Annotated in this window: 20 protein-coding genes; 13 read left to right on the top strand and 7 right to left on the bottom strand. The window is 59.8% G+C overall.

Features of this window, described 5'->3' with window-relative positions; all coding sequences use genetic code 11:
• Positions 1–117 precede the first annotated feature (117 nt).
• The 5 genes from folM (at position 118) to AC1DIG_RS13080 (ending at position 2481) form a co-directional block, all read left to right on the top strand.
• A complete protein-coding gene (gene folM / locus AC1DIG_RS13060) occupies positions 118–828 on the top strand; it encodes a dihydromonapterin reductase (RefSeq protein WP_477767646.1) in 711 nt (236 codons plus the stop codon).
• Between the two features lie 22 nt (positions 829–850).
• Complete coding sequence (gene folE, locus AC1DIG_RS13065; protein WP_477767647.1) at positions 851–1411, top strand: GTP cyclohydrolase I FolE; 561 nt, start codon at positions 851–853, stop codon at positions 1409–1411.
• A gap of 2 nt (positions 1412–1413) precedes the next feature.
• Positions 1414–1785 carry a dihydroneopterin triphosphate 2'-epimerase gene (gene folX / locus AC1DIG_RS13070; protein WP_054593958.1) on the top strand — a complete coding sequence of 124 codons (372 nt, stop codon included), beginning with the start codon at positions 1414–1416 and terminating at the stop codon, positions 1783–1785.
• Positions 1786–1853: 68 nt separating this feature from the next.
• Positions 1854–2150, top strand: a complete 297-nt coding sequence (locus AC1DIG_RS13075; protein WP_145022190.1) for a DUF1244 domain-containing protein — start codon at positions 1854–1856, stop codon at positions 2148–2150.
• Positions 2143–2481, top strand: a complete 339-nt coding sequence (locus tag AC1DIG_RS13080; protein WP_477767648.1) for a HopJ type III effector protein — start codon at positions 2143–2145, stop codon at positions 2479–2481. Before AC1DIG_RS13075 ends, AC1DIG_RS13080 begins: the two co-directional genes overlap by 8 nt.
• A gap of 170 nt (positions 2482–2651) precedes the next feature.
• Here the strand turns inward: AC1DIG_RS13080 and trxB are convergent, their stop codons facing one another.
• Positions 2652–3614: a thioredoxin-disulfide reductase gene (gene trxB, locus AC1DIG_RS13085; protein ID WP_477767649.1), complete on the bottom strand. Its 963-nt coding sequence runs from the start codon at positions 3612–3614 to the stop codon at positions 2652–2654.
• 315 nt (positions 3615–3929) lie between these two features.
• Here trxB and cysZ point away from each other — a divergent pair, with 315 nt between their 5' ends.
• Together cysZ and AC1DIG_RS13095 are read left to right on the top strand one after the other, a co-directional pair.
• Positions 3930–4685: a sulfate transporter CysZ gene (cysZ, locus tag AC1DIG_RS13090; protein WP_477767650.1), complete on the top strand. Its 756-nt coding sequence runs from the start codon at positions 3930–3932 to the stop codon at positions 4683–4685.
• 40 nt (positions 4686–4725) lie between these two features.
• Positions 4726–5925, top strand: coding sequence for a glycosyltransferase family 4 protein (locus AC1DIG_RS13095; protein WP_477767651.1), 1200 nt, complete (start codon positions 4726–4728; stop codon positions 5923–5925).
• Between the two features lie 108 nt (positions 5926–6033).
• Here AC1DIG_RS13095 and AC1DIG_RS13100 read toward each other — a convergent pair whose 3' ends face one another.
• The 3 genes from AC1DIG_RS13100 to AC1DIG_RS13110 form a co-directional block, all read right to left on the bottom strand.
• Positions 6034–7137, bottom strand: coding sequence for an NADH:flavin oxidoreductase (locus AC1DIG_RS13100; RefSeq protein ID WP_477767652.1), 1104 nt, complete (start codon positions 7135–7137; stop codon positions 6034–6036).
• A gap of 188 nt (positions 7138–7325) precedes the next feature.
• Complete coding sequence (locus AC1DIG_RS13105) at positions 7326–7808, bottom strand: glutathione peroxidase (protein WP_477767653.1); 483 nt, start codon at positions 7806–7808, stop codon at positions 7326–7328.
• Positions 7809–7932: 124 nt separating this feature from the next.
• Positions 7933–8418 (bottom strand): FKBP-type peptidyl-prolyl cis-trans isomerase, encoded by a 486-nt coding sequence (locus AC1DIG_RS13110; protein ID WP_103315756.1) that lies wholly within the window; start codon positions 8416–8418, stop codon positions 7933–7935.
• Here AC1DIG_RS13110 and AC1DIG_RS13115 point away from each other — a divergent pair.
• From AC1DIG_RS13115 to AC1DIG_RS13125, 3 genes are all read left to right on the top strand, one after another.
• On the top strand, positions 8387–8725 hold the full coding sequence (locus AC1DIG_RS13115; RefSeq protein ID WP_477767654.1) for a DUF3565 domain-containing protein: 339 nt from the start codon (positions 8387–8389) through the stop codon (positions 8723–8725). The two genes, AC1DIG_RS13110 and AC1DIG_RS13115, sit on opposite strands and share 32 nt — an antisense overlap.
• Positions 8726–8786: 61 nt before the next feature.
• The gene (gene pta / locus AC1DIG_RS13120; protein ID WP_477767655.1) at positions 8787–10886 is read left to right on the top strand and encodes a phosphate acetyltransferase; all 2100 of its coding nucleotides are present in this window, start codon (positions 8787–8789) and stop codon (positions 10884–10886) included.
• Positions 10887–11792 carry an acyltransferase gene (locus tag AC1DIG_RS13125; RefSeq protein WP_477767656.1) on the top strand — a complete coding sequence of 302 codons (906 nt, stop codon included), beginning with the start codon at positions 10887–10889 and terminating at the stop codon, positions 11790–11792.
• Positions 11793–11977: 185 nt separating this feature from the next.
• Here AC1DIG_RS13125 and cysN read toward each other — a convergent pair whose 3' ends face one another.
• From cysN to AC1DIG_RS13140, 3 genes are all read right to left on the bottom strand, one after another.
• Entirely contained in the window at positions 11978–13876 is a 1899-nt protein-coding gene (cysN, locus tag AC1DIG_RS13130; protein WP_216742423.1) for a sulfate adenylyltransferase subunit CysN, read from the bottom strand.
• Between the two features lie 9 nt (positions 13877–13885).
• Positions 13886–14803, bottom strand: a complete 918-nt coding sequence (gene cysD / locus AC1DIG_RS13135; RefSeq protein ID WP_477767657.1) for a sulfate adenylyltransferase subunit CysD — start codon at positions 14801–14803, stop codon at positions 13886–13888.
• A gap of 248 nt (positions 14804–15051) precedes the next feature.
• Positions 15052–15810, bottom strand: coding sequence for a Nif3-like dinuclear metal center hexameric protein (locus AC1DIG_RS13140; protein WP_427530134.1), 759 nt, complete (start codon positions 15808–15810; stop codon positions 15052–15054).
• Between the two features lie 102 nt (positions 15811–15912).
• Here AC1DIG_RS13140 and algW point away from each other — a divergent pair, with 102 nt between their 5' ends.
• From algW to AC1DIG_RS13155, 3 genes are all read left to right on the top strand, one after another.
• On the top strand, positions 15913–17067 hold the full coding sequence (gene algW / locus AC1DIG_RS13145) for a Do family serine endopeptidase AlgW (protein WP_477767658.1): 1155 nt from the start codon (positions 15913–15915) through the stop codon (positions 17065–17067).
• A 144-nt stretch (positions 17068–17211) separates the two neighbouring features.
• Positions 17212–19317 (top strand): TonB-dependent siderophore receptor, encoded by a 2106-nt coding sequence (locus tag AC1DIG_RS13150; RefSeq protein WP_477767659.1) that lies wholly within the window; start codon positions 17212–17214, stop codon positions 19315–19317.
• Positions 19318–19329: 12 nt separating this feature from the next.
• Positions 19330–20058 (top strand): DUF4198 domain-containing protein, encoded by a 729-nt coding sequence (locus AC1DIG_RS13155; RefSeq protein WP_477767660.1) that lies wholly within the window; start codon positions 19330–19332, stop codon positions 20056–20058.
• Positions 20059–20111 lie beyond the last annotated feature (53 nt).

The raw sequence follows: 20111 nt of genomic DNA on the forward strand, positions 1-20111 counted from the left end.
GCTCCAACCCCTGGCTAAACCGCACATCGCAGGAGCTGCCGGAAGCGGCGATCTTTTCAGGGCATTGCGCAGGCTGTCGCTGGTATAGTTTTGCCATACCCGCGATGCGAGCCATCCATGACCTCTTCCTCAGCCCCGATCCTCATTACCGGCGCCAGCCAACGTGTCGGCCTGCACTGCGCACAGCGACTGCTGGAAGAAGGTCACCGCGTGATCATCAGCTACCGCAGCGAACGCCCGGGCGTGCAAACACTGCGCGACCTTGGCGCGATTGCACTGTTTGCCGACTTTTCCAGCGAGGCCGGGATCCTGGCGTTCATCACCCAACTCAAAGCCCATACCCGGAGCTTGCGGGCGATTGTGCATAACGCCTCTGCATGGCTGGCCGAAACGCCTGACACCGAAGTGGCCGCGTTCACCCAGATGTTCAGCGTGCACATGCTTGCGCCCTACCTGATCAACCTGCATTGTGCCGACTTGCTGCAGCGCTCCAGCCCCGCCGACATCGTGCATATCAGCGACGATGTCACGCGCAGGGGCAGCAGCAAGCACATCGCTTATTGCGCCACTAAAGCCGGGCTCGACAGCCTGACCCTTTCTTTCGCCGCGAAATACGCACCGAAAATCAAGGTCAACGGTATCGCGCCGGCCCTGCTACTGTTTAATCCCGACGACGACGCGGCTTACCGCGCCAAAGCCCTGGCCAAATCCGCATTGGGTATCGAACCCGGCAGCGAGGTTGTCTACCAGAGCCTGCGCTACTTGCTGGACAACCCTTATGTCACCGGCACGACCCTGACCGTCAACGGCGGACGGCACGTCAAGTAGGCCGCCCCCGCGAGGATGTTCCATGACGTTATCCCTGTCCCAGAGCTACCGCGAGATCCTTATCGGCGTTGGTGAAGACCCCGACCGCGAAGGTTTGCAAGACACCCCGATGCGTGCGGCCAAGGCCATGCAGTACCTGTGTCATGGTTACGAGCAGAGCGTCGACGAGATCGTCAATGGCGCGCTGTTCGCCTCTGACAACGATGAAATGGTGATCGTCGACGACATCGAGCTCTACTCGCTCTGCGAACATCACCTGCTGCCCTTCATCGGCAAGGCCCATGTGGCTTATATTCCTACCGGCAAGGTCCTGGGCCTGTCGAAGATCGCGCGCATTGTCGACATGTTCGCCCGGCGTTTGCAGATCCAGGAAAACCTCACCCGGGAAATCGCCGAAGCGGTGCAGCGCGTCACCCAGGCCGCCGGTGTTGCGGTAGTGATCGAGGCCCAGCACATGTGCATGATGATGCGCGGCGTCGAGAAACAGAATTCGACCATGAACACCTCAGTGATGCTCGGCGCCTTCCGCGAGTCGAGTAACACCCGTCAGGAGTTCCTGCAATTGATTGGACGGAGCAAGTAGCAATGCCACAACTTCAACCAGGAATGGCCCGCATCCGGGTCAAGGACCTGTGTCTGCGGACCTTCATCGGAATCAATGAGGACGAGATCCTCAACAAGCAGGATGTGCTGATCAACCTGACCATCCTCTATGCCGCGCAAGACGCCGTGCGCGACAACGACATCGATCATGCACTCAATTACCGCACCATTACCAAGGCGATCATCGCCCATGTGGAAGGCAATCGGTTCGCCCTGCTCGAACGCCTGACCCAGGAGATACTCGATCTGATCATGGCCAACCAGAGCGTGCTTTACGCCGAAGTCGAAGTCGACAAACCCCACGCCCTGCGTTTCGCCGAGTCGGTATCGATTACCCTCGCCGCGAGTCGCTGACCGTGTCTGGCGCATAGTCCGCCAGGCTTTTATTATCCGCGCCACGATTTGATAGCACCGAGCCCATCATGACCGAACAACAACGCCTGGAACTTGAAGCTGCTGCTTTCCGCCGACTGGTCGCGCACCTGGACAGTCGCAAGGATGTGCAGAACATCGACCTGATGAACCTCGCGGGTTTCTGCCGCAACTGCCTGTCCAAGTGGTACAAGGCCGCCGCCGACGAACGCCAGATCGAGGTCAGCCTCGATGACGCCCGCGAAGTGGTTTACGGCATGCCGTACGCCGAGTGGAAAGCCCAATACCAGCAAGAAGCCAGCGCCGACCAGCAAGCGGCGTTCGCCAAAGGAAAAACCCATGACTGACCTGAACACCCTGCGCGCCAGCCTCAAGAGCGGCGAACACGCCTTCGCCGATACCCTGGCGTTCATCGCCGCTGGTTATGATTACCAGCCACAAGCCTTCAACAACGGCGGCGTGGAAAACGCCGCCGGACAGAACGAAGGTTCATGCAAAACCCTCGGCCTGGCGCTGCTGGAAGGCTTGAGCGATGAAGAAGCGCTGCTGGCATTTGGTGAGCATTACCGCTCGGTGGTTGCTACGCCGGATGGCAGCGACCATGGCAACATCCGGGCGTTGATTGCGCAGGGTTTGGCCGGCGTTAAGTTCGCAGCGCAGCCACTGACCCGCCGCTGATTCCCAGATTGAATACAACACCCTGTGGGAGCGAGCTTGCTCGCGATGGCTGCGTCACATTCAAAACTAATATCGACTGATACATCGCTATCGCGAGCAAGCTCGCTCCCACAAAAGCAGCGGGTACAAAAAAACCGGCCGAGGCCGGTTTTTTTTTCATTTCAACGATTTCAGAACTTGGCGTTCTGCAGGTCGTCCAGGTAACGCTCGGCGTCCAGTGCGGCCATGCAGCCAGCGCCGGCCGAAGTGATCGCCTGACGGTAAACGTGGTCGGCCACGTCACCGGCAGCGAAGATCCCTTCGAGGCTGGTCGCCGTTGCGTTGCCTTCACGGCCGCCCTGCACTACCAGATAACCGTCTTTCAAGGTCAGTTGGCCTTCGAACAGCGACGTGTTCGGGGTGTGGCCGATGGCGATGAACACGCCGTCGACTTTCAGCTCGTCGAAGCTGCCGTCGTTGTTCTTCAAACGAGCGCCGGTCACGCCCATGTTGTCGCCCAGCACTTCGTCCAGAGTCGAGTTCAGCTTCAGGACGATCTTGCCTTCGGCAACCCGAGCGTGCAGCTTGTCGATCAGGATTTTCTCGGCGCGGAAGGTTTCGCGACGGTGAATCAGGGTCACTTTGCTGGCGATGTTGGCCAGGTACAGCGCCTCTTCAACAGCGGTGTTGCCGCCACCGACCACGGCTACTTCACGGTTGCGGTAGAAGAAGCCATCGCAGGTTGCGCAAGCCGATACGCCTTTGCCCATGAAGGTTTCTTCCGACGGCAGACCCAGGTAACGAGCGCTGGCACCGGTCGCGATGATCAGTGCATCGCAGGTGTACGTGGCGCTGTCACCCGTCAGGGTGTACGGCTTGGCGGCGAAGTCGACAGCGTTGATGTGGTCGAAAATGATTTCAGTCTCGAAGCGCTCGGCGTGCTCTTTCATCCGCTCCATCAATGCCGGGCCGGTCAGGCCGTGCACGTCGCCCGGCCAGTTGTCGACTTCGGTGGTGGTGGTCAGTTGACCGCCAGCCTGCATACCAGTGATCAGCAACGGCTTGAGGTTAGCGCGGGCGGCATAGACCGCAGCGCTGTAACCGGCAGGGCCGGAACCGAGAATAATCACTCGCGAATGACGTACATCAGACATGACTCACTCCTATCGACCGGCCGGTATTACCTGGCGCGGAACGCCGGATGACCGGCTGGAATTAAAAAAGGACTGTGCAAGCACTTGGGGAAGCGCCGTAGTTGGACAGCCCTGAAAAATAATGGGTGCAGCGTATCGAGGAGGCGAAGATTAAGGAAATACGGAATAACAATCCAGCTCATAGGCGGTCTCTATCCCCAGGAGGCCGATTTAAAGGCGTCTTTGTTACAGTTAATGTCGATGTCGTTACCGCTCTTTCGCCTGTATGGCAAAGCCGGTAAGGTCGGCGCGTTTTCTCATTGTTCGGAGCACGCTATGCCCGCCCCCGTTCTGTCCGGCCCGCAATACCTGCGCGAAGGCCTGAAGCTGGTCTTGAGTCCCGGCCTGCGTTTGTTCGTGTTGTTGCCGCTGGCCATCAACCTGGTGCTGTTCGTCGGATTGATTTACTTCGCCGGCCATCAGTTCAGCCTGTGGGTCGACACCCTGATGCCTTCACTGCCGAGCTGGCTGAGTTTTCTCAGCTATGTGCTCTGGCCGCTGTTCGTCGTTCTGGTGGCGCTGATGGTGTTTTTCACCTTCACCATGCTCGCCAACGTGATCGCCGCGCCCTTCAACGGTTTTCTCGCGGAGAAAGTCGAAGTGGTGGTGCGGGGCACCGACGACTTCCCGACCTTCAGCTGGGGCGAACTGATCGCGATGATCCCGCGCACGTTCGCCCGGGAAATGCGCAAACTCGGCTACTTCCTGCCCAGGGCTCTCGCGCTGCTGATCCTTTCATTCATCCCGGTGGTCAACCTGGTCGCCGCACCGCTGTGGCTGCTATTCGGCGTGTGGATGATGGCGATCCAGTACATCGATTACCCGGCGGATAACCACAAACTCGGCTGGAACGAGATGCTCGCCTGGCTGCGCCAAAAACGCTGGCAGAGCATGAGTTTTGGCGGAATCGTCTATCTGGCGTTGCTGATTCCGGTAATCAACATCCTGATGATGCCGGCGGCGGTGGCTGGTGCGACGCTGTTTTGGGTGCGTGAACGTGGCGCTGAAAACCTGGTGGCCAAACCCGCCTGACGGCGTCACAAATCCATCATCGCCCTGACACAATGGCGACATGGCCTCAGTCGACACTGAGGCCATGACGACAGCTCTGCATATCACCCTGATCACCGAAACCTTCCCTCCGGAAATCAACGGAGTGGCCAATACTCTGGGCCGCTTGTGCGAAGGCCTGCGCGCGCGCGGGCACCTGGTAGAACTGGTGCGACCGCGCCAAGGTAGCGATCAGACCCGCCTCAGCGACGATCAACTGCTGCTCTGCCGCGGCTGGCCGCTGCCGGGTTATCCGGGTCTGCAATGGGGCCAGTCGTCGATGCACAAGTTGCTCAGGCGCTGGAAGCGTCATCGCCCGGACGTGCTCTACATCGCCACCGAAGGACCGTTGGGGTTGTCGGCCTTGCGCGCGGCACGGCGGCTGGGGATTTCGGTGGTGAGCGGGTTTCACACCAACTTCCAGCAGTACTCCAACCAGTACGGTCTCGGACTGTTGACCCGGTTACTGACGCATTACCTGCGCTGGTTCCATAACCGCTCCAAGCTGACCCTGGTGCCCAGTGCCAGCCAGCGAATGGAGTTGGAGCGTCGGCACTTCGAGCGCCTGGCACTGCTGTCCCGTGGCGTCGACAGCCAACTGTTCCACCCGGCCAAACGGCTGGGTTCGCTGCGTGAAAGCTGGGGACTGGATAACGACGACATCGCGCTGATTCACGTCGGCCGGCTCGCTCAGGAAAAAAACCTCGGCCTGCTCAAACGTTGCTACCAGGCCTTGCAGTCGACTTATCCACAACGACGAATAAAGCTGATTGTGGTCGGTGATGGCCCGCAGCGTGCGCTGCAGGAAAAAGAACTGCCCGATGCGATCTTCTGTGGCTCGCAGCGCGGCGAAGCCCTGGCTTGTCACTATGCGTCCGGGGATCTGTTTCTGTTTCCGAGCCTGACCGAAACCTTCGGCAATGTGGTGCTGGAAGCCCTGGCCTCCGGATTGGGTGTGGTGGCCTACGATCAGGCCGCCGCGGCTCAACACATTCGTCATGGCTACAACGGCGTGTTGGCGATGCCGGGGGACGAAGAGGCGTTTTGCGACGCCGCCCGTTGGCTGCTGGAAGAAGCAGAAACCTTGCGCTGCATACGACTCAACGCGCGCCAGCACGCCAGCCGGCAGGGTTGGGGGGCTATCATCGAGCAATTTGAAGGGCAATTGCGCCGGGCTTGCGTCGCAGAGCATGGGCCGATCAGTGCTGCGATATCGCCCTGATTTCACTGTGGCATTGAGTCAGCCATCGCGAGCAAGCTCGCTCCCACATTGGAGTACATACTCCTGTGGGAGCGGGCTTGCCCGCGATGGCGTCCGCCCGAGCGCCGTTTAAACCAGCGTCATCAACGCCTCACGACTGAACGGCAGGATGTCCTGCTCGCGACCTTCGCGGACTTTCTGCGCCCAGTCCGGGTCGACCAGCAAGGCGCGACCCACGGCTACCAGATCGAACTCTTCGTTGTTCAAACGTTCCAGCAGGTTCTCAAGACTGGCCGGTTGCGCGACTTTGTCGGTGTTGACCATAAACTGCAGGAACTCACCGTCCAGCCCCACGCTGCCCACGGTGATGGTCGGCTTGCCCGTCAGTTTGCGGGTCCAGCCTGCGAGGTTCAGATCGGAACCGTCGAACTCCGGCTCCCAGAAACGCCGCGTAGAGCAGTGGAAGATATCCACGCCAGCATCGGACAGCGGCTGGAGAAATTCGCCCAACGCCTCCGGGGTTTGCACCAGACGTGCGGTGTAGTCCTGCTGCTTCCACTGCGAGTAACGGAAGATGATCGGGTAGCCCGGACCGACCGCCGCACGCACGGCCTGGATCAGTTCAATGGCAAAGCGCGAACGATTGGCCAGGCTGCCACCGTATTCGTCGGTGCGCTGGTTGCTGCCTTCCCAGAAGAACTGGTCGACCAGATAACCGTGGGCGCCGTGGATCTCGACGCCGTCCATGCCGATGCTCTGCGCATCCTTGGCGGCCTGGGCGAAGGCTGCGATCACGTCCTGGATATCCTGTTTGGTCATGCCGTGAACCACGACCTGACCGTCCTTGAGTTTTTCCGATGGCCCGTAGCCTGGAATGCTGGCGTCCGGCTCGGTGCCGATGCGCCGTACGCTGCCGACGTGCCACAACTGCGGAACGATCTTGCCGCCTTCGGCGTGTACCGCATCCACGACTTTTTTCCAGCCGGCCAACGCCGCTTCGCCGTAAAAGTGCGGGACGTTCGGGTAACCGTTGGAAGCCTTGTGGCCAACCGTGGTGCCCTCGGTGATGATCAGCCCCACACCTGCGGCAGCGCGGCGGCGGTAGTACTCGATGACTTTCAAATTCGGCACGCCGCCCGGGGAAAACGACCGGGTCATCGGCGCCATGACCACGCGGGTCGGCAGCTCCAGGGCACCGAGGTTGAACGGCTTGAACAAGGCTTTGACAGGCATGCGGCACTCCATCGAGAGGCAATATTTATGATGACGATAATATGGAGTGGCCAATGCTTTGAACAGCACTATTGATTGCAGTGATTAAGGATTAAAAGGCAGGAGAAACGAAAAGATCGCAGCCTGCGGCAGCTCCTACAGATAGCGTTGATCAGTAGGAGCTGCCGCAGGCTGCGATCTTTTGATGTTCAGATCAGGGCTTTTTCGATCGCCTGAACGATCGTCGGATCATCCGGCGCAGTACGTGGCGAGAAACGCGCCAGCACGCGACCATCTTTACCGAGGAGGAATTTCTCGAAGTTCCAGGTGATGTCACCCGGGAATTCCGCGCCCTCGCCCGCCAACAGACGGTACAGCTGATGACGGTCGTGACCGTTGACTTCCAGCTTGCTGGACAACGGAAAGGTCACGCCATAGTTGAGGCTGCAGAACTCTTTGATCTCGCTTTCAGTGCCTGGCTCTTGCCCGGCAAACTGGTTGCACGGCAAACCCAGCACACTGAAACCTTTGCCCTTGTATTGCTGGTAGAGGTTTTCCAGAGCAGCGTACTGCGGGGTCAAACCACACTTGGAGGCGACGTTGACCACCAGCACGACGTGCCCTTTGAAGGGCGCCAGAGGCAACTCCTGGCCATCCAAAGTTTTCAATGTAAGGTCGTGAAAAGCACTCATGACGAACTCCAAATTTCCCGTGTTCTTCTCGAAACAGCCTCTTGGCGATGTCGCCAAGGACAGCCGCGGACTAAAAAGGCGCCCCTCGGGCGCCTCTCCAGTTCTCGAAGCTTAGCGCAGAAAATCAGTGGTGATGGCCACCTTCGCCATGGACGTGACCATGAGCGATTTCTTCCTGGCTGGCATCACGGATGTCGATGATCTTGACCTTGAAGTTCAAGCGCTGACCGGCCAACGGGTGGTTGCCGTCAACGGTCACGTCGTCGCCGTCCAGATCACGGATGGTGACGATTTGCATCTGGCCGTCTGGCGCGGAAGCGTGGAACTGCATGCCCACTTCCAGTTCGTCGACGCCTTCGAACATGCTGCGGCTCAGGGTGCTGACCAGTTCGGCAGCGTATTCGCCGTAGGCATCTTCAGGTTCAACGGAGACGTTCAGCTCGTCACCGACTGCTTTACCTTCCAGGGCTTTTTCCAGGCCCGGGATGATGTTACCTGCGCCTTGCAGGTAAACCAGCGGTGCGCCGCCGGCAGAGCTGTCGATGACCTCACCAGCGTCGTTGGTCAGGGTATAGTCGATGGAGACAGCCTTATTGGCGGCGATCAGCATGGGGCGAGACCTTTTGCATAAGAATATAGAAAGACCAAGTTTAGCGAAGCCATCGCCCGAAAGCGAACAGAACCCGGACGGACGGGGCGCTTCGACAGGGTCGACGATCCAGGGCTTCCATCTGGACGAGGATGGACACTGGGTTGTCGAGCTTTCCTGCGGCCATACCCAGCATCTGCGCCACCAGCCACCGTGGCAATCACGAGCCTGGGTGCAGGACCCTGCCAAACGCATTGAAAAAATAGGCCAACCCTTTGATTGCGGTTGGTGCGCTCAGGGCTCGGTTAGCGATAACCTTGACGTCTGAAATATCGGTAGAAGGCCAGTCATAGGCGTTCGCCCTTGCCATGCACCTCCAGAGAATCCGCATGCAAACTTTTTTTATCGCGCCCACCGATTTTGGTGTGGGTCTGACCTCCATCAGCCTCGGGCTGGTGCGTACCCTTGAGCGAGCCGGGCTGAAAGTCGGTTTCTTCAAACCGATTGCCCAGCCGCACCCTGGCGACACCGGGCCTGAACGTTCCACCGAACTGGTGGCCCGCACCCACGGCCTGAAGCCGCCGCAACCGCTGGGCCTGGCCCACGTCGAGCGGATGCTCGGCGACGGTCAGCTGGATGAACTGCTGGAAGAAATCATCACCCTGTACCAGCAAGCCGCCATTGGCAAAGACGTGCTGATCGTCGAAGGCATGGTCCCGACCCGCAGCGCCAGTTACGCCGCGCGGGTCAACCTGCATTTGGCGAAAAGCCTGGATGCCGAGGTGATTCTGGTCTCGGCGCCGGAAAACGAAGTGCTCACCGAACTGTCTGGCCGGGTCGAGTTGCAAGCGCAATTGTTCGGCGGTCCGAAGGACCCGAAAGTGCTCGGCGTGATTCTCAACAAGGTCAAAACCGATGAAAGCATGGAGGCTTTCGCTGCACGCCTGAAGGAACACTCGCCCTTGCTGCGCAGCGGCGACTTCCGGCTGCTCGGCTGCATTCCGTTCCAGCCGGAACTGAACGCGCCGCGTACCCGTGACGTCGCGGACCTGATGGGCGCTCAGGTACTCAATGCCGGCGACTACGAAACCCGGCGCATGAGCAAGATCATCATTTGCGCCCGCACCATGCGCAACACGGTCGAACTGCTCAAGCCCGGCGTGCTGGTGGTAACCCCCGGCGATCGCGACGACATCATCCTCGCTGTCAGCCTTGCGGCGATCAATGGCGTGCCGCTGGCCGGACTGCTGCTGACCAGTGGCACCCTGCCCGACCCACGGATCATGGACCTCTGCCGAGGCGCCTTGCAGGCCGGTCTGCCGGTGTTGTCGGTGAGCACTGGCTCCTACGACACCGCCAACCAGTTGAACGGCTTGAACAAGGAAATCCCGATCGACGACCGCGAGCGTGCGGAGATCATCACCGATTTCGTCGCCAGCCACCTCGACGCCAAGTGGCTGCACCAGCGCTGCGGCACGCCGCGTGAAATGCGCCTGTCGCCGGCGGTGTTCCGCTATCAGCTGATCCAGCGCGCCCAGGCGGCCAACAAACGCATCGTCCTACCTGAAGGCAGCGAGCCGTTGACCGTGCAGGCCGCCGCGATCTGCCAGGCGCGCGGCATTGCCCGTTGCGTGTTGCTGGCCAAACCCGAAGACGTGCAAGCAGTTGCGCGCGCCCAGGGCATCGAGTTGCCTGAGGGCCTGGAGATTCTCGACCCGGACCTGATCCGTCAGCGTTATGTCGAGCCGATGGTTGCGCTGCGCAAAACCAAAAGCCTCAACGCGCCAATGGCCGAGCAACAGCTGGAAGACCCCGTGGTGATCGGCACCATGATGCTCGCGCTGGATGAAGTCGACGGGCTGGTGTCCGGGGTCATCCACTCCACCGCCAATACCATTCGCCCGGCGTTGCAACTGATCAAGACCGCACCCGGCTGCACGTTGGTATCGTCGGTGTTTTTCATGCTGTTCCCCGAGGAAGTGCTGGTCTACGGCGACTGCATCATGAACCCGCACCCGAGCGCCAGCGAGCTGGCCGAGATCGCCCTGCAAAGCGCCGACTCCGCCGCCGCCTTCGGGATCACGCCACGGGTGGCGATGCTCAGCTACTCCAGCGGTGAGTCGGCCAGCGGCGAAGAAGTCGAAAAAGTCCGCGAGGCCACTCTGCTTGCCCATGAAGCGCAAAATGCGCTGCTGATCGACGGACCGCTGCAGTACGACGCAGCGGCCAACGAAGTCGTGGCTCGGCAACTGGCGCCGAACAGTCAGGTAGCTGGCCGGGCTACCGTGTTCATTTTCCCAGACCTGAACACTGGCAACACTACGCACAAAGCCGTGCAACGCAGCGCCGACTGCGTCAGCCTCGGACCGATGCTGCAAGGCCTGCGCAAACCGGTGAATGATTTGCCGCGCGGCGCTCAGGTCGACGACATCGTCTACACCATTGCCCTGACTGCGATTCAAGCCGCCAACCGACCTATGGATGTTTAAATGCTGGATTCTCTACCTGCACCCTTGCGAGGCGTGATCGCCTCGCTGTTGTTGGCGCTGAATACGATCGTCTGCTGCACACCGCTGTTTGTCGTGGCAATCTTCAAATTACTGCTGCCCTTCCCGACCGCACAGCGCTTCACCGACTGGCTCATGAGCCACATCCATGAAGCCTGGATCAGCAACAACAAGGCCTGGATGGACTTGCTCGGGCACACGCGCTGGACGCTCAGCGGGCTCGAAGGCCTGGACTATCAGCACTCGTACCTGATCACCAGCAACCACCAGAGCTGGGTCGACATCATGGTGCTGCAGTACGTGCTCAACCGCCGGATTCGCCCGTTGAAGTTCTTCCTCAAACAGGAACTGATCTGGGTGCCGGTGATTGGTCTGGCCTGGTGGGCGTTGGGCTTCCCGTTCATGAAGCGCTACTCCAAGGCCTATCTGGAAAAGCACCCGGAGAAGAAAGGCAAAGACCTGGAAACCACCCGCAAGACTTGCAACAAGTTCCGCAATAACCCGGTGGGCATTTTCAACTTCGTCGAAGGCACGCGCTTTACCGAAGGCAAGCATGCGCAGCAGCAATCGCCCTTGCGCTACCTGCTCAAGCCCAAGGCAGGCGGTATCGCGTTTGTGCTGGATGCCATGGGCGAGCAACTGGAAGCCATCGTCAACGTGACCATTCACTACCCGGCCGGGCGCCCCGGTTACTGGGACCTGCTGTGTGGCAACGTGAAGGACGTGGTGGTGCACTTCCAGGAACTGAAGATCCCGCCCCAGTTCATCGGCAAGAACTATGACCAGGACGGTGTGTACCGCCTGGAGTTCCAGGGCTGGATCAACCAGTTGTGGGAAGACAAGGATGCGCTGCTTGCACAGATGCATCGCGAATATCCCGCGAAGTAATAAGGTGTCTGTACCGGCCCCATCGCGAGCAAGCTCGCTCCCACAGTTGATCGTTGGTGAACACAAAATTTGTATTCCATAGAGATCCCATGTGGGAGCGAGCTTGCTCGCGATGAGGCCCGACGAGACACAAAAAAGCCCGCAGATGATTGCTCATCTGCGGGCTTTTTACTGGAAGCGAGCGCTTAGATCGCGCCGCGTTTACGCAGCAGATCCAGCACTTGCTTGACGCTTTCTTCCAGCGACAGCGTCTGGGTGTCAACCACAAGGTCGGCGTCCAGCGGCACGTCGTACGGGAAGGAATCGCCCGGGATGTTGTCGCCACCCGCGGCGTACAACCCTTGCGGATCACGCGCGGCGCAGACCATCGGCGACGCCTGCACATAAACGGTCAGCAAGCGATCGCCACCGATCAGCGCCTTGGCCTGTTCACGGCCTTCGGCATCCGGTGCGACAAACGCCGCCAGGGTCAGCAAACCGGCTTCGTTGAACTGACGTGCGACGTGAGCCGCACGACGCCAGTTCTCGGTACGCCCGGCACGATCCTGCGGCAGACCTTTGTTCAGGTCGTGACGCAGGTTCTGGCCATCGAGCACAAACACCGCACGGCCCATGTCGAACAGCTTGCGTTCAACCGCATAGGCCAGCGTGCTTTTGCCCGCGCCCGAGAGACCGCTGAACAGCACGGTAGCCGGTTGCTGGCCGAAGCGCTGGGCACGCTCCTCGGTGGCTACATGGGCCAACTTGCCGTGGTGCGTAGAGCTGCCGTGAGCCAAAGGCTGGGCGACGATCATGCCGGCGCCGACGGTGCCGTTGGTCAAGCGGTCGATGATGATGAACGAACCGGTGGTGCGGTTGCTTTCATACCCGTCGAGGGCAATCGGCGCGTCGAGGCTGATCTTGACCTTACCGATCTCGTTCAGTTGCAAGGCGCTGGCCGGGCCTTCTTCCAAGGTGTTCACGTCGACCTTGTTGACGATGCTGGCAATCGAGCCCGGCACGTAACTGGTGGCGCGCTTGATGTCGTATTTCTTGCCCGGCAGCATCGGCTCTTCAGCCATCCATACCAGCATCGCTTCGAAACTGTCGGTGACTGGCGGCACGTTGTCGGCATGCACCAGCAGGTCGCCACGGGAGATGTCGATTTCGTCTTCCATGGTCAGCGTTACAGCCTGACCAGGACCTGCGTGTTCCAGCTCACCTTCGAAGGTGACGATGGATTTCACGCGGCTGCTCTTGCCCGACGGCAGCACCACGACTTCGTCGCCCTTCTTGACGATGCCGCTGGCCAGGGTGCCGGCGAAACCGCGGAAGTTCAGGTTTGGCCGGTTGACGTACTGCACCGGGAAACGCAGGTCGGTGAAGTTACGGTCGCCCGCGACTTCCACGGTCTCAAGGATCTCCATCAGCGACTGGCCGGTGTACCACGGCGAGCGCTCGGATTTATTCACCACGTTGTCGCCTTTCAGCGCCGACATCGGCACGAAATGCATGCTGGTAGGCTTCATCTTCAAGCCTTCAGCGAACTTCAGGTAGTCGGCCTTGATCGACTCGAACACGCCCTGATCGAAGTCCTTGAGGTCCATCTTGTTGATGGCGACGACGATGTGCTTGATGCCCAGCAACGAGGCAATGAAGCTGTGGCGACGGGTCTGGGTCTGCACGCCATAACGGGCGTCGACCAGGATGATCGCCAGGTCACAGGTGGATGCACCGGTGGCCATGTTGCGGGTGTACTGCTCATGGCCAGGGGTGTCGGCAATGATGAATTTGCGCTTGGCGGTGGAGAAATAGCGGTACGCGACATCGATGGTGATGCCTTGTTCGCGCTCGGCCTGCAGGCCGTCGACCAGCAACGCCAGGTCGATGTCGTCACCGGTGGTGCCGACTTTTTTCGAGTCGCGGGTAATGGCTTCCAGATGGTCTTCGTAGATCATCTTGGAGTCGTGCAGCAGACGCCCGATAAGGGTGCTCTTGCCGTCGTCGACGTTACCGCAGGTCAGAAAGCGCAGCAGCTCTTTGCGTTCGTGCTGGCCCAGGTAGGCGAGGATGTCCTCGCTGATCAAATCAGATTGGTGCGACATGACAGCCCCTTAGAAATAACCTTGACGTTTTTTGTCTTCCATCGAGCCGGCGCCATCGTGATCGATGACTCGGCCCTGGCGCTCGGAAGTTCGCGTCAGGAGCATTTCCTGAATGATGTCCGTGAGGCTTTCGGCCTCGGACTCCACCGCGCCCGTCAACGGGTAGCAGCCAAGGGTACGGAAACGCACTTTCTTTTTGACGATGCGGGCTTTGTCTTCGTCGCTCAGGTGCTCGAGGATGCGCTCGTCGTCGATCATGATCAGCGTGCCGTTCTTCTCGATGACCTCGCGCTCGGCGGCGAAGTACAGCGGGACGATCGGGATGCCTTCAAGGTAGATGTACTGCCAGATGTCCAGCTCGGTCCAGTTCGACAGCGGGAATACGCGGATCGATTCGCCTTTGTTGACCTTGCCGTTGTAGATGTTCCACAGCTCGGGACGCTGGTTTTTCGGATCCCAGCGGTGCTTGCTGTCGCGGAACGAGTACACGCGCTCTTTGGCGCGGGATTTCTCTTCATCGCGGCGCGCACCACCGAAGGCTGCGTCGAAGCCGTACTTGTCCAAAGCCTGTTTCAGGCCTTCGGTCTTCATGATGTCGGTGTGCTTGGCGCTGCCATGGGTGAAGGGGTTGATCCCTTGCGCCACGCCTTCCGGGTTGACGTAGGTAATCAGGTCAAGGCCCAGCTCTGCGACCATCTTGTCGCGGAAACTGTACATCTCCTGAAATTTCCATTGGGTGTCGACGTGCATCACCGGAAACGGCAGCTTGCCCGGGAAGAACGCCTTGCGTGCCAGATGCAGCATCACGGCGGAGTCTTTACCGATGGAGTACAGCATCACCGGATTGTCGAACTCGGCGGCCACCTCGCGGATGATGTGGATGCTTTCCGCCTCCAGCTGTTTCAGATGCGTCAGTTTGTCGACCATGGCTACTCACGAAAGCTTTCTTATGAACGGCCAGCGGGCCGTGTTCGAGCGGCGAATGCTAGCACAGCGACCTCTTCTAATCAGGTCACCGACTAGATCGAAAGAGCATATGAATATACCTGCCTGTTCGGGCGCCGCAGGCCCTTGTGGGAGCGAGCTTGCTCGCGAAAGCGGTGTTTCAGTCGACATCCCTGGTGAATGTCAGTCCGTAATCGCGAGCAAGCTCGCTCCCACATTGACTGCCTGCGTCAAATCGGATTCGGGCAGTCGATGAAGATGTGTTCAAGGGCAAACCGTCGCGCCAGATAATCCCCCAGCGCTTGCACGCCGAAGCGTTCGGTGGCGTGATGGCCGGCGGCGATAAAGCTGATGTCGTTCTCCCGGGCGCTGTGGAAGGTTTGCTCGGACGCTTCACCGCTCAGGTACAGATCGACACCGGCTTGCACCGCCTGATCGATATAACCCTGGCCACCGCCCGTGCACCAGCCGACGCGCCGGACCATTTTGCTGCCCTCGATCAGCAACGGCTCGCGGCCCATGACCTCTTGCACCTGACGGGCAAAGTCGCGCGCGGTCATGGGTTCGGCAAGCGAACCGACCAGTCCGACCACTTTGAGGTTTTCCGGGTCCAGCGGACCTTCGACGGTAATGTCCAGCTGGCGAGCCAGTTGCACGTTGTTGCCCACTTCCGGGTGCAAATCCAGCGGCAGGTGATAGGCCAGGAGGCTGATATCGTGCTTGAGCAGGGTTTTGAGCCTACGCTGTTTCATACCGGTGATGCAGGGGTTTTCACCTTTCCAGAAGTAGCCGTGGTGAACCAGCACCAGGTCGGCCTTGGCTTCGACCGCTGCATCGAGCAATGCCTGGCTGGCCGTGACGCCGCTGACGATGCGCATGACCTGCGGCCGACCTTCGACTTGCAAGCCGTTGGGGCAATAATCGGCAATCCGCGAACTGGCAAGGTAACGATCCGCTTCTTCTACCAGGGTGCTCAGGGCAACGGCCATAAAAGACTCCTAAATATCCCGTTCAGAGGCGCGCGCGGCCTCGTATAATGCGCGACATTATGGGCCGTAGACGGCTCTCCGTAACCTCCCAGGATTTGCTTAATGCTCAAGGGTCTGCGTTTCTTTGGCTGGCCGCTGCTGGCCGGCGTGCTTATCGCGTTGTTGATCATCCAGCGTTACCCGCAATGGGTCGGCCTGCCAAGCCTGGATGTGAACCTGCAACAAGCCCCACAAACCACTCAGACCCAACAGGGGCCGGTGTCTTACGCCGAAGCCGTGGTCATTGCCGCACCGGCAGTGGTCAACCTCTACACCACCAAAGTGGTCAACAAAACCAGCCATCCGTTGTTTGAAGACCCGCAATTCCGGCGTTTCTTCGGCGACAACGCACCCAAGCAGAAACGCATGGAGTCGAGCCTCGGTTCCGGGGTGATCATGAGCCCTGAAGGTTATTTGCTGACCAATAACCACGTGACCTCAGGCGCCGACCAGATTGTCGTCGCGCTCAAGGATGGTCGTGAAACCCTTGCTCGAGTGATCGGCAGCGACCCGGAAACCGACCTCGCGGTACTGAAAATCGATTTGAAGAACCTGCCGTCGATCACTGTCGGCCGCTCGGAAAACATCCGCGTCGGCGATGTCGCGCTGGCCATCGGCAACCCGTTTGGCGTCGGCCAGACCGTGACCATGGGTATCATCAGCGCCACCGGGCGCAATCAGTTAGGCCTGAACAACTACGAAGACTTCATCCAGACCGACGCCGCAATCAACCCGGGTAACTCCGGCGGTGCGCTGGTAGACGCCAACGGCAACCTTACCGGGATCAACACCGCGATTTTCTCCAAGTCCGGCGGCTCACAAGGCATTGGTTTCGCGATCCCGATCAAGCTGGCGATGGAAGTCATGAAGTCGATCATCGAACACGGTCAGGTGATTCGCGGCTGGCTGGGGATTGAAGTGCAGCCCTTGAGTCAGGAACTGGCGGAATCGTATGGCCTGTCCGGGCGTCCCGGGATTGTCGTTGCGGGGATTTTCCGCGACGGCCCGGCACAAAAAGCCGGCCTGCAATTGGGCGATGTGATCCTCAGCATTGACGGCGAACCGGCCGGCGATGGCCGCCGTTCGATGAACCAGGTGGCGCGGATCAAACCGACTGACAAAGTGACTGTTCAGGTCATGCGCAATGGCAAGGAACTCAAGCTGACCGCAGAAATCGGCCTGCGTCCGCCGCCAGCACCGGTCAAAGAAGAAGAATAAATCGTAGGCGCTGCCGAAGGTTCGGGCCGCGTTCGGACGATCTTTTCGAAGCCTTCGACAGCGCCAATCATCTCGAAACCTCTAAAAGCATACATTCTCATTAGGCATGTTATATTGTTTCAATATCGCTATTGGAACGCTCTCATGCCGTCTCGTAAATTTGCTCCTCTGGCAGGCCTGGCTCTCGGCCTGCTGGGGGATCCGGTGTTCGCCGAAGACCCGCAACCGCTTGAACTGGACACCATCAGCGTCACCTCCGATTACGAGTCTGCCACCGGCCCGGTGAATGGCTATCGCGCCACGCGCTCATCCAGCGCAACCAAAACCGACACGGCGATCCGCGATATCCCGCAATCCATCAGCGTGATTCCTGCCAGCGTGCTCAAGGACCTGGGCAGCCACAATGTCGAGCGCGCGCTGGAGTTTGCCGGTGGCGTATCGAAGCAAAACAACTTCGGCGGCCTGACGCTGTATGAGTACAGCGTGCGCGGCTTCACCACCTCGGAGTTCTACAAGGACGGCTTCAGCGCCAACCGTGGCTATCCAAGCACCCCGGACGCCGCAAACGTCGAACGCTTTGAAGTCCTCAAGGGCCCCGCCGCCAGCCTCTACGGGCGCGGCGACCCTGGCGGTACGGTGAACATCGTCACCAAAAAGCCCCAGCCCGAAACCTTCAGCACCTTGCAGACCAGCGCCGGCAGTTGGGATCGTTATCGCACCGCGCTGGACGTCAACACCCCGCTCGACCCGCAAGGCAATGTGTTGTCGCAGGTCAATCTGGCGGTCGAAGACAACCACAGTTTTCGTGATCACGTCGACAGCCAGCGGGTGTTCGTTGCGCCGTCGCTCAGTTGGCAACTCAACCCGGACACAAGCCTGTTGGTGGAAAGCGAAGTTGTCCGGCACAGCTCGACCTTCGACCGTGGCATCGTCGCGCCGAACAACAGCTGGAGCGGCGTCTCGCGCTCGACCTTCCTCGGCGAACCCGACGACGGCAACATCGACAATCACAACAATCTGCTGCAGGCCACCCTCGAACACCACCTCAACGACGCCTGGAAACTGCGCCTGGCCAGCCATTACAAGGAAGGCAAACTCTGGGGATTCGCCTCGGAAGCCCGCCCATTGAACGCCGACCAGCACACGGTCAACCGCCGTTACCGCGAGCGCGACAGTCGTTGGCACGACAGCATCACCCAGCTCGAACTGCGCGGTTTGTTCGACATCGGCAGCTGGCAACACGAACTGCTGATTGGCAGCGAGTACGAAAACTTCCGCAAGAATGAACGCGTCACCACTATCGCTGGCGGCCCTTACGCGATCGACATCTACAACCCGGTCTATGGTCAGCCCAAACCCGATGGCAAGCGCTCGGGCCCGGACTTTTTCGAGCAGGTCGAAAGTCAGGCACTCAACCTTCAGGACCAGATCGTGTTCACCGACCGCCTGCGCGGCATGCTCGGAGCACGCTTCGAACACTTCGAGCAAACCCTCGACGATCACACGCTGAACAACCGCAGCCGACAGAACCACGACGCTCTGACCCAACGCGCCGGCCTGCTCTATCAACTGACGCCACAGCATGGACTGTTCGCCAACGCCTCGACCTCGTTCAAACCCAACAACGGCCTGGATGCCACAGGCAAATCCTTCGATCCGGAAGAAGGCGTTGGCTACGAGATCGGGATCAAGAGCGAGCTGTTCGATGAGCGCCTGAGCAGCACCCTCGCCGCTTTTCATATCGAAAAAGAAAACGTCCTCGCCCTCGACCCCACCACCGATAGCAACCGCGCCATGGGCAAGGCCCGCAGCCGGGGCTTCGATCTGCAAGTCAGCGGGCAACTCACCGACGCTGTGCGCGTGATCGGTGCGTTTGCGTACATCGACGCCGAGGTCACCCAAGGCGACAAAGTCATTCCCACCGGCAGCCGGATACTCGGCGTGGCCAACCGCAGCGGCAGCCTGCTGGGCGTTTATGAGTTTCAGGAAGGTCTGCTGCGTGGCTCGGATGTCGGCGCGGCCTACACCTATGTCGGCGATCGCTCGGGTGAAGCCGGCAGCGACTTCGAACTGCCGGCCTACCACACCGTCGACCTGCTGGCCCATTACAAGGCCAGTGAAAACGTCACGTTGGGGCTGAACCTGAACAACCTTTTCGACGAGAAATACTTCGAGCGCTCCTACAGCAACTACTGGGTCAACCCCGGCGAGCCGCGCAATTTCACCGTCAGCCTGACACTCAACCTGTAAAAGGAAGTCACCATGCCACACCTCAAACCCGTAGCGCTCAGCCTGCTGCTTGGCCTGATGTTTACCGGCCAGGTCTCGGCCCATGGCCTATGGACCGAACAACGCCGCGGCAACATCGAAGTCATCTACGGCCACGGTGCCGAAGACAATGCCTTCAAGGCGCAGAAAATCAGCGGCGCCTGGGCCTATGACATCGGCGGCAAGATGATCCCGGTCACCGTAGAACGCCTGGCCGATCATGCGCGCCTGCAACCGCTAAAATCGCCAGCAGTGCTCGCCGTGGCGCTGGACAATGGCATGTGGTCGCAGACCGCCGACAAGAAGTGGATCAATCAGGGGCGCAGCAAAGTGCCGGGCGCCATCGAGTCGACCCAGACGTTCAAGTACAGCCTGGCGATTTATCAGCCGGGAGCGAAGCTGCCTGCGCTTGATCAGATCAAACTGCTGATTGTGCCGGAAGTTGATCCGCTGACCGTTGGCCCGGGCAAGTCTTTGCCAGTGCGGGTGTTGCTCGACGGCAAACCGGCCGCAGGGATCAAATTGATTGGCGATTATCGCAACGCGCCGAACACCTTGAGCACGGAAACCGATGCCGAAGGCCGGGCGCAGGTGCTGGTGCGCAATGAAGGGTTGAATGTGATTGCCGCGCAGGTGGAAATCCCGTTGAAGGACAATCCGGACGTGGCAACGCGAGGGGTGTTCAGTTCGTTGACGTTCCTCGGTGAACCGCATCACGAGTGAATGAGGTTGAGGAGTGGCTTGAATCGTAGGCAGATCCAGAAACCACCCCTCAC

It is taken from the genome of Pseudomonas sp. 05N431 (assembly GCF_056397005.1).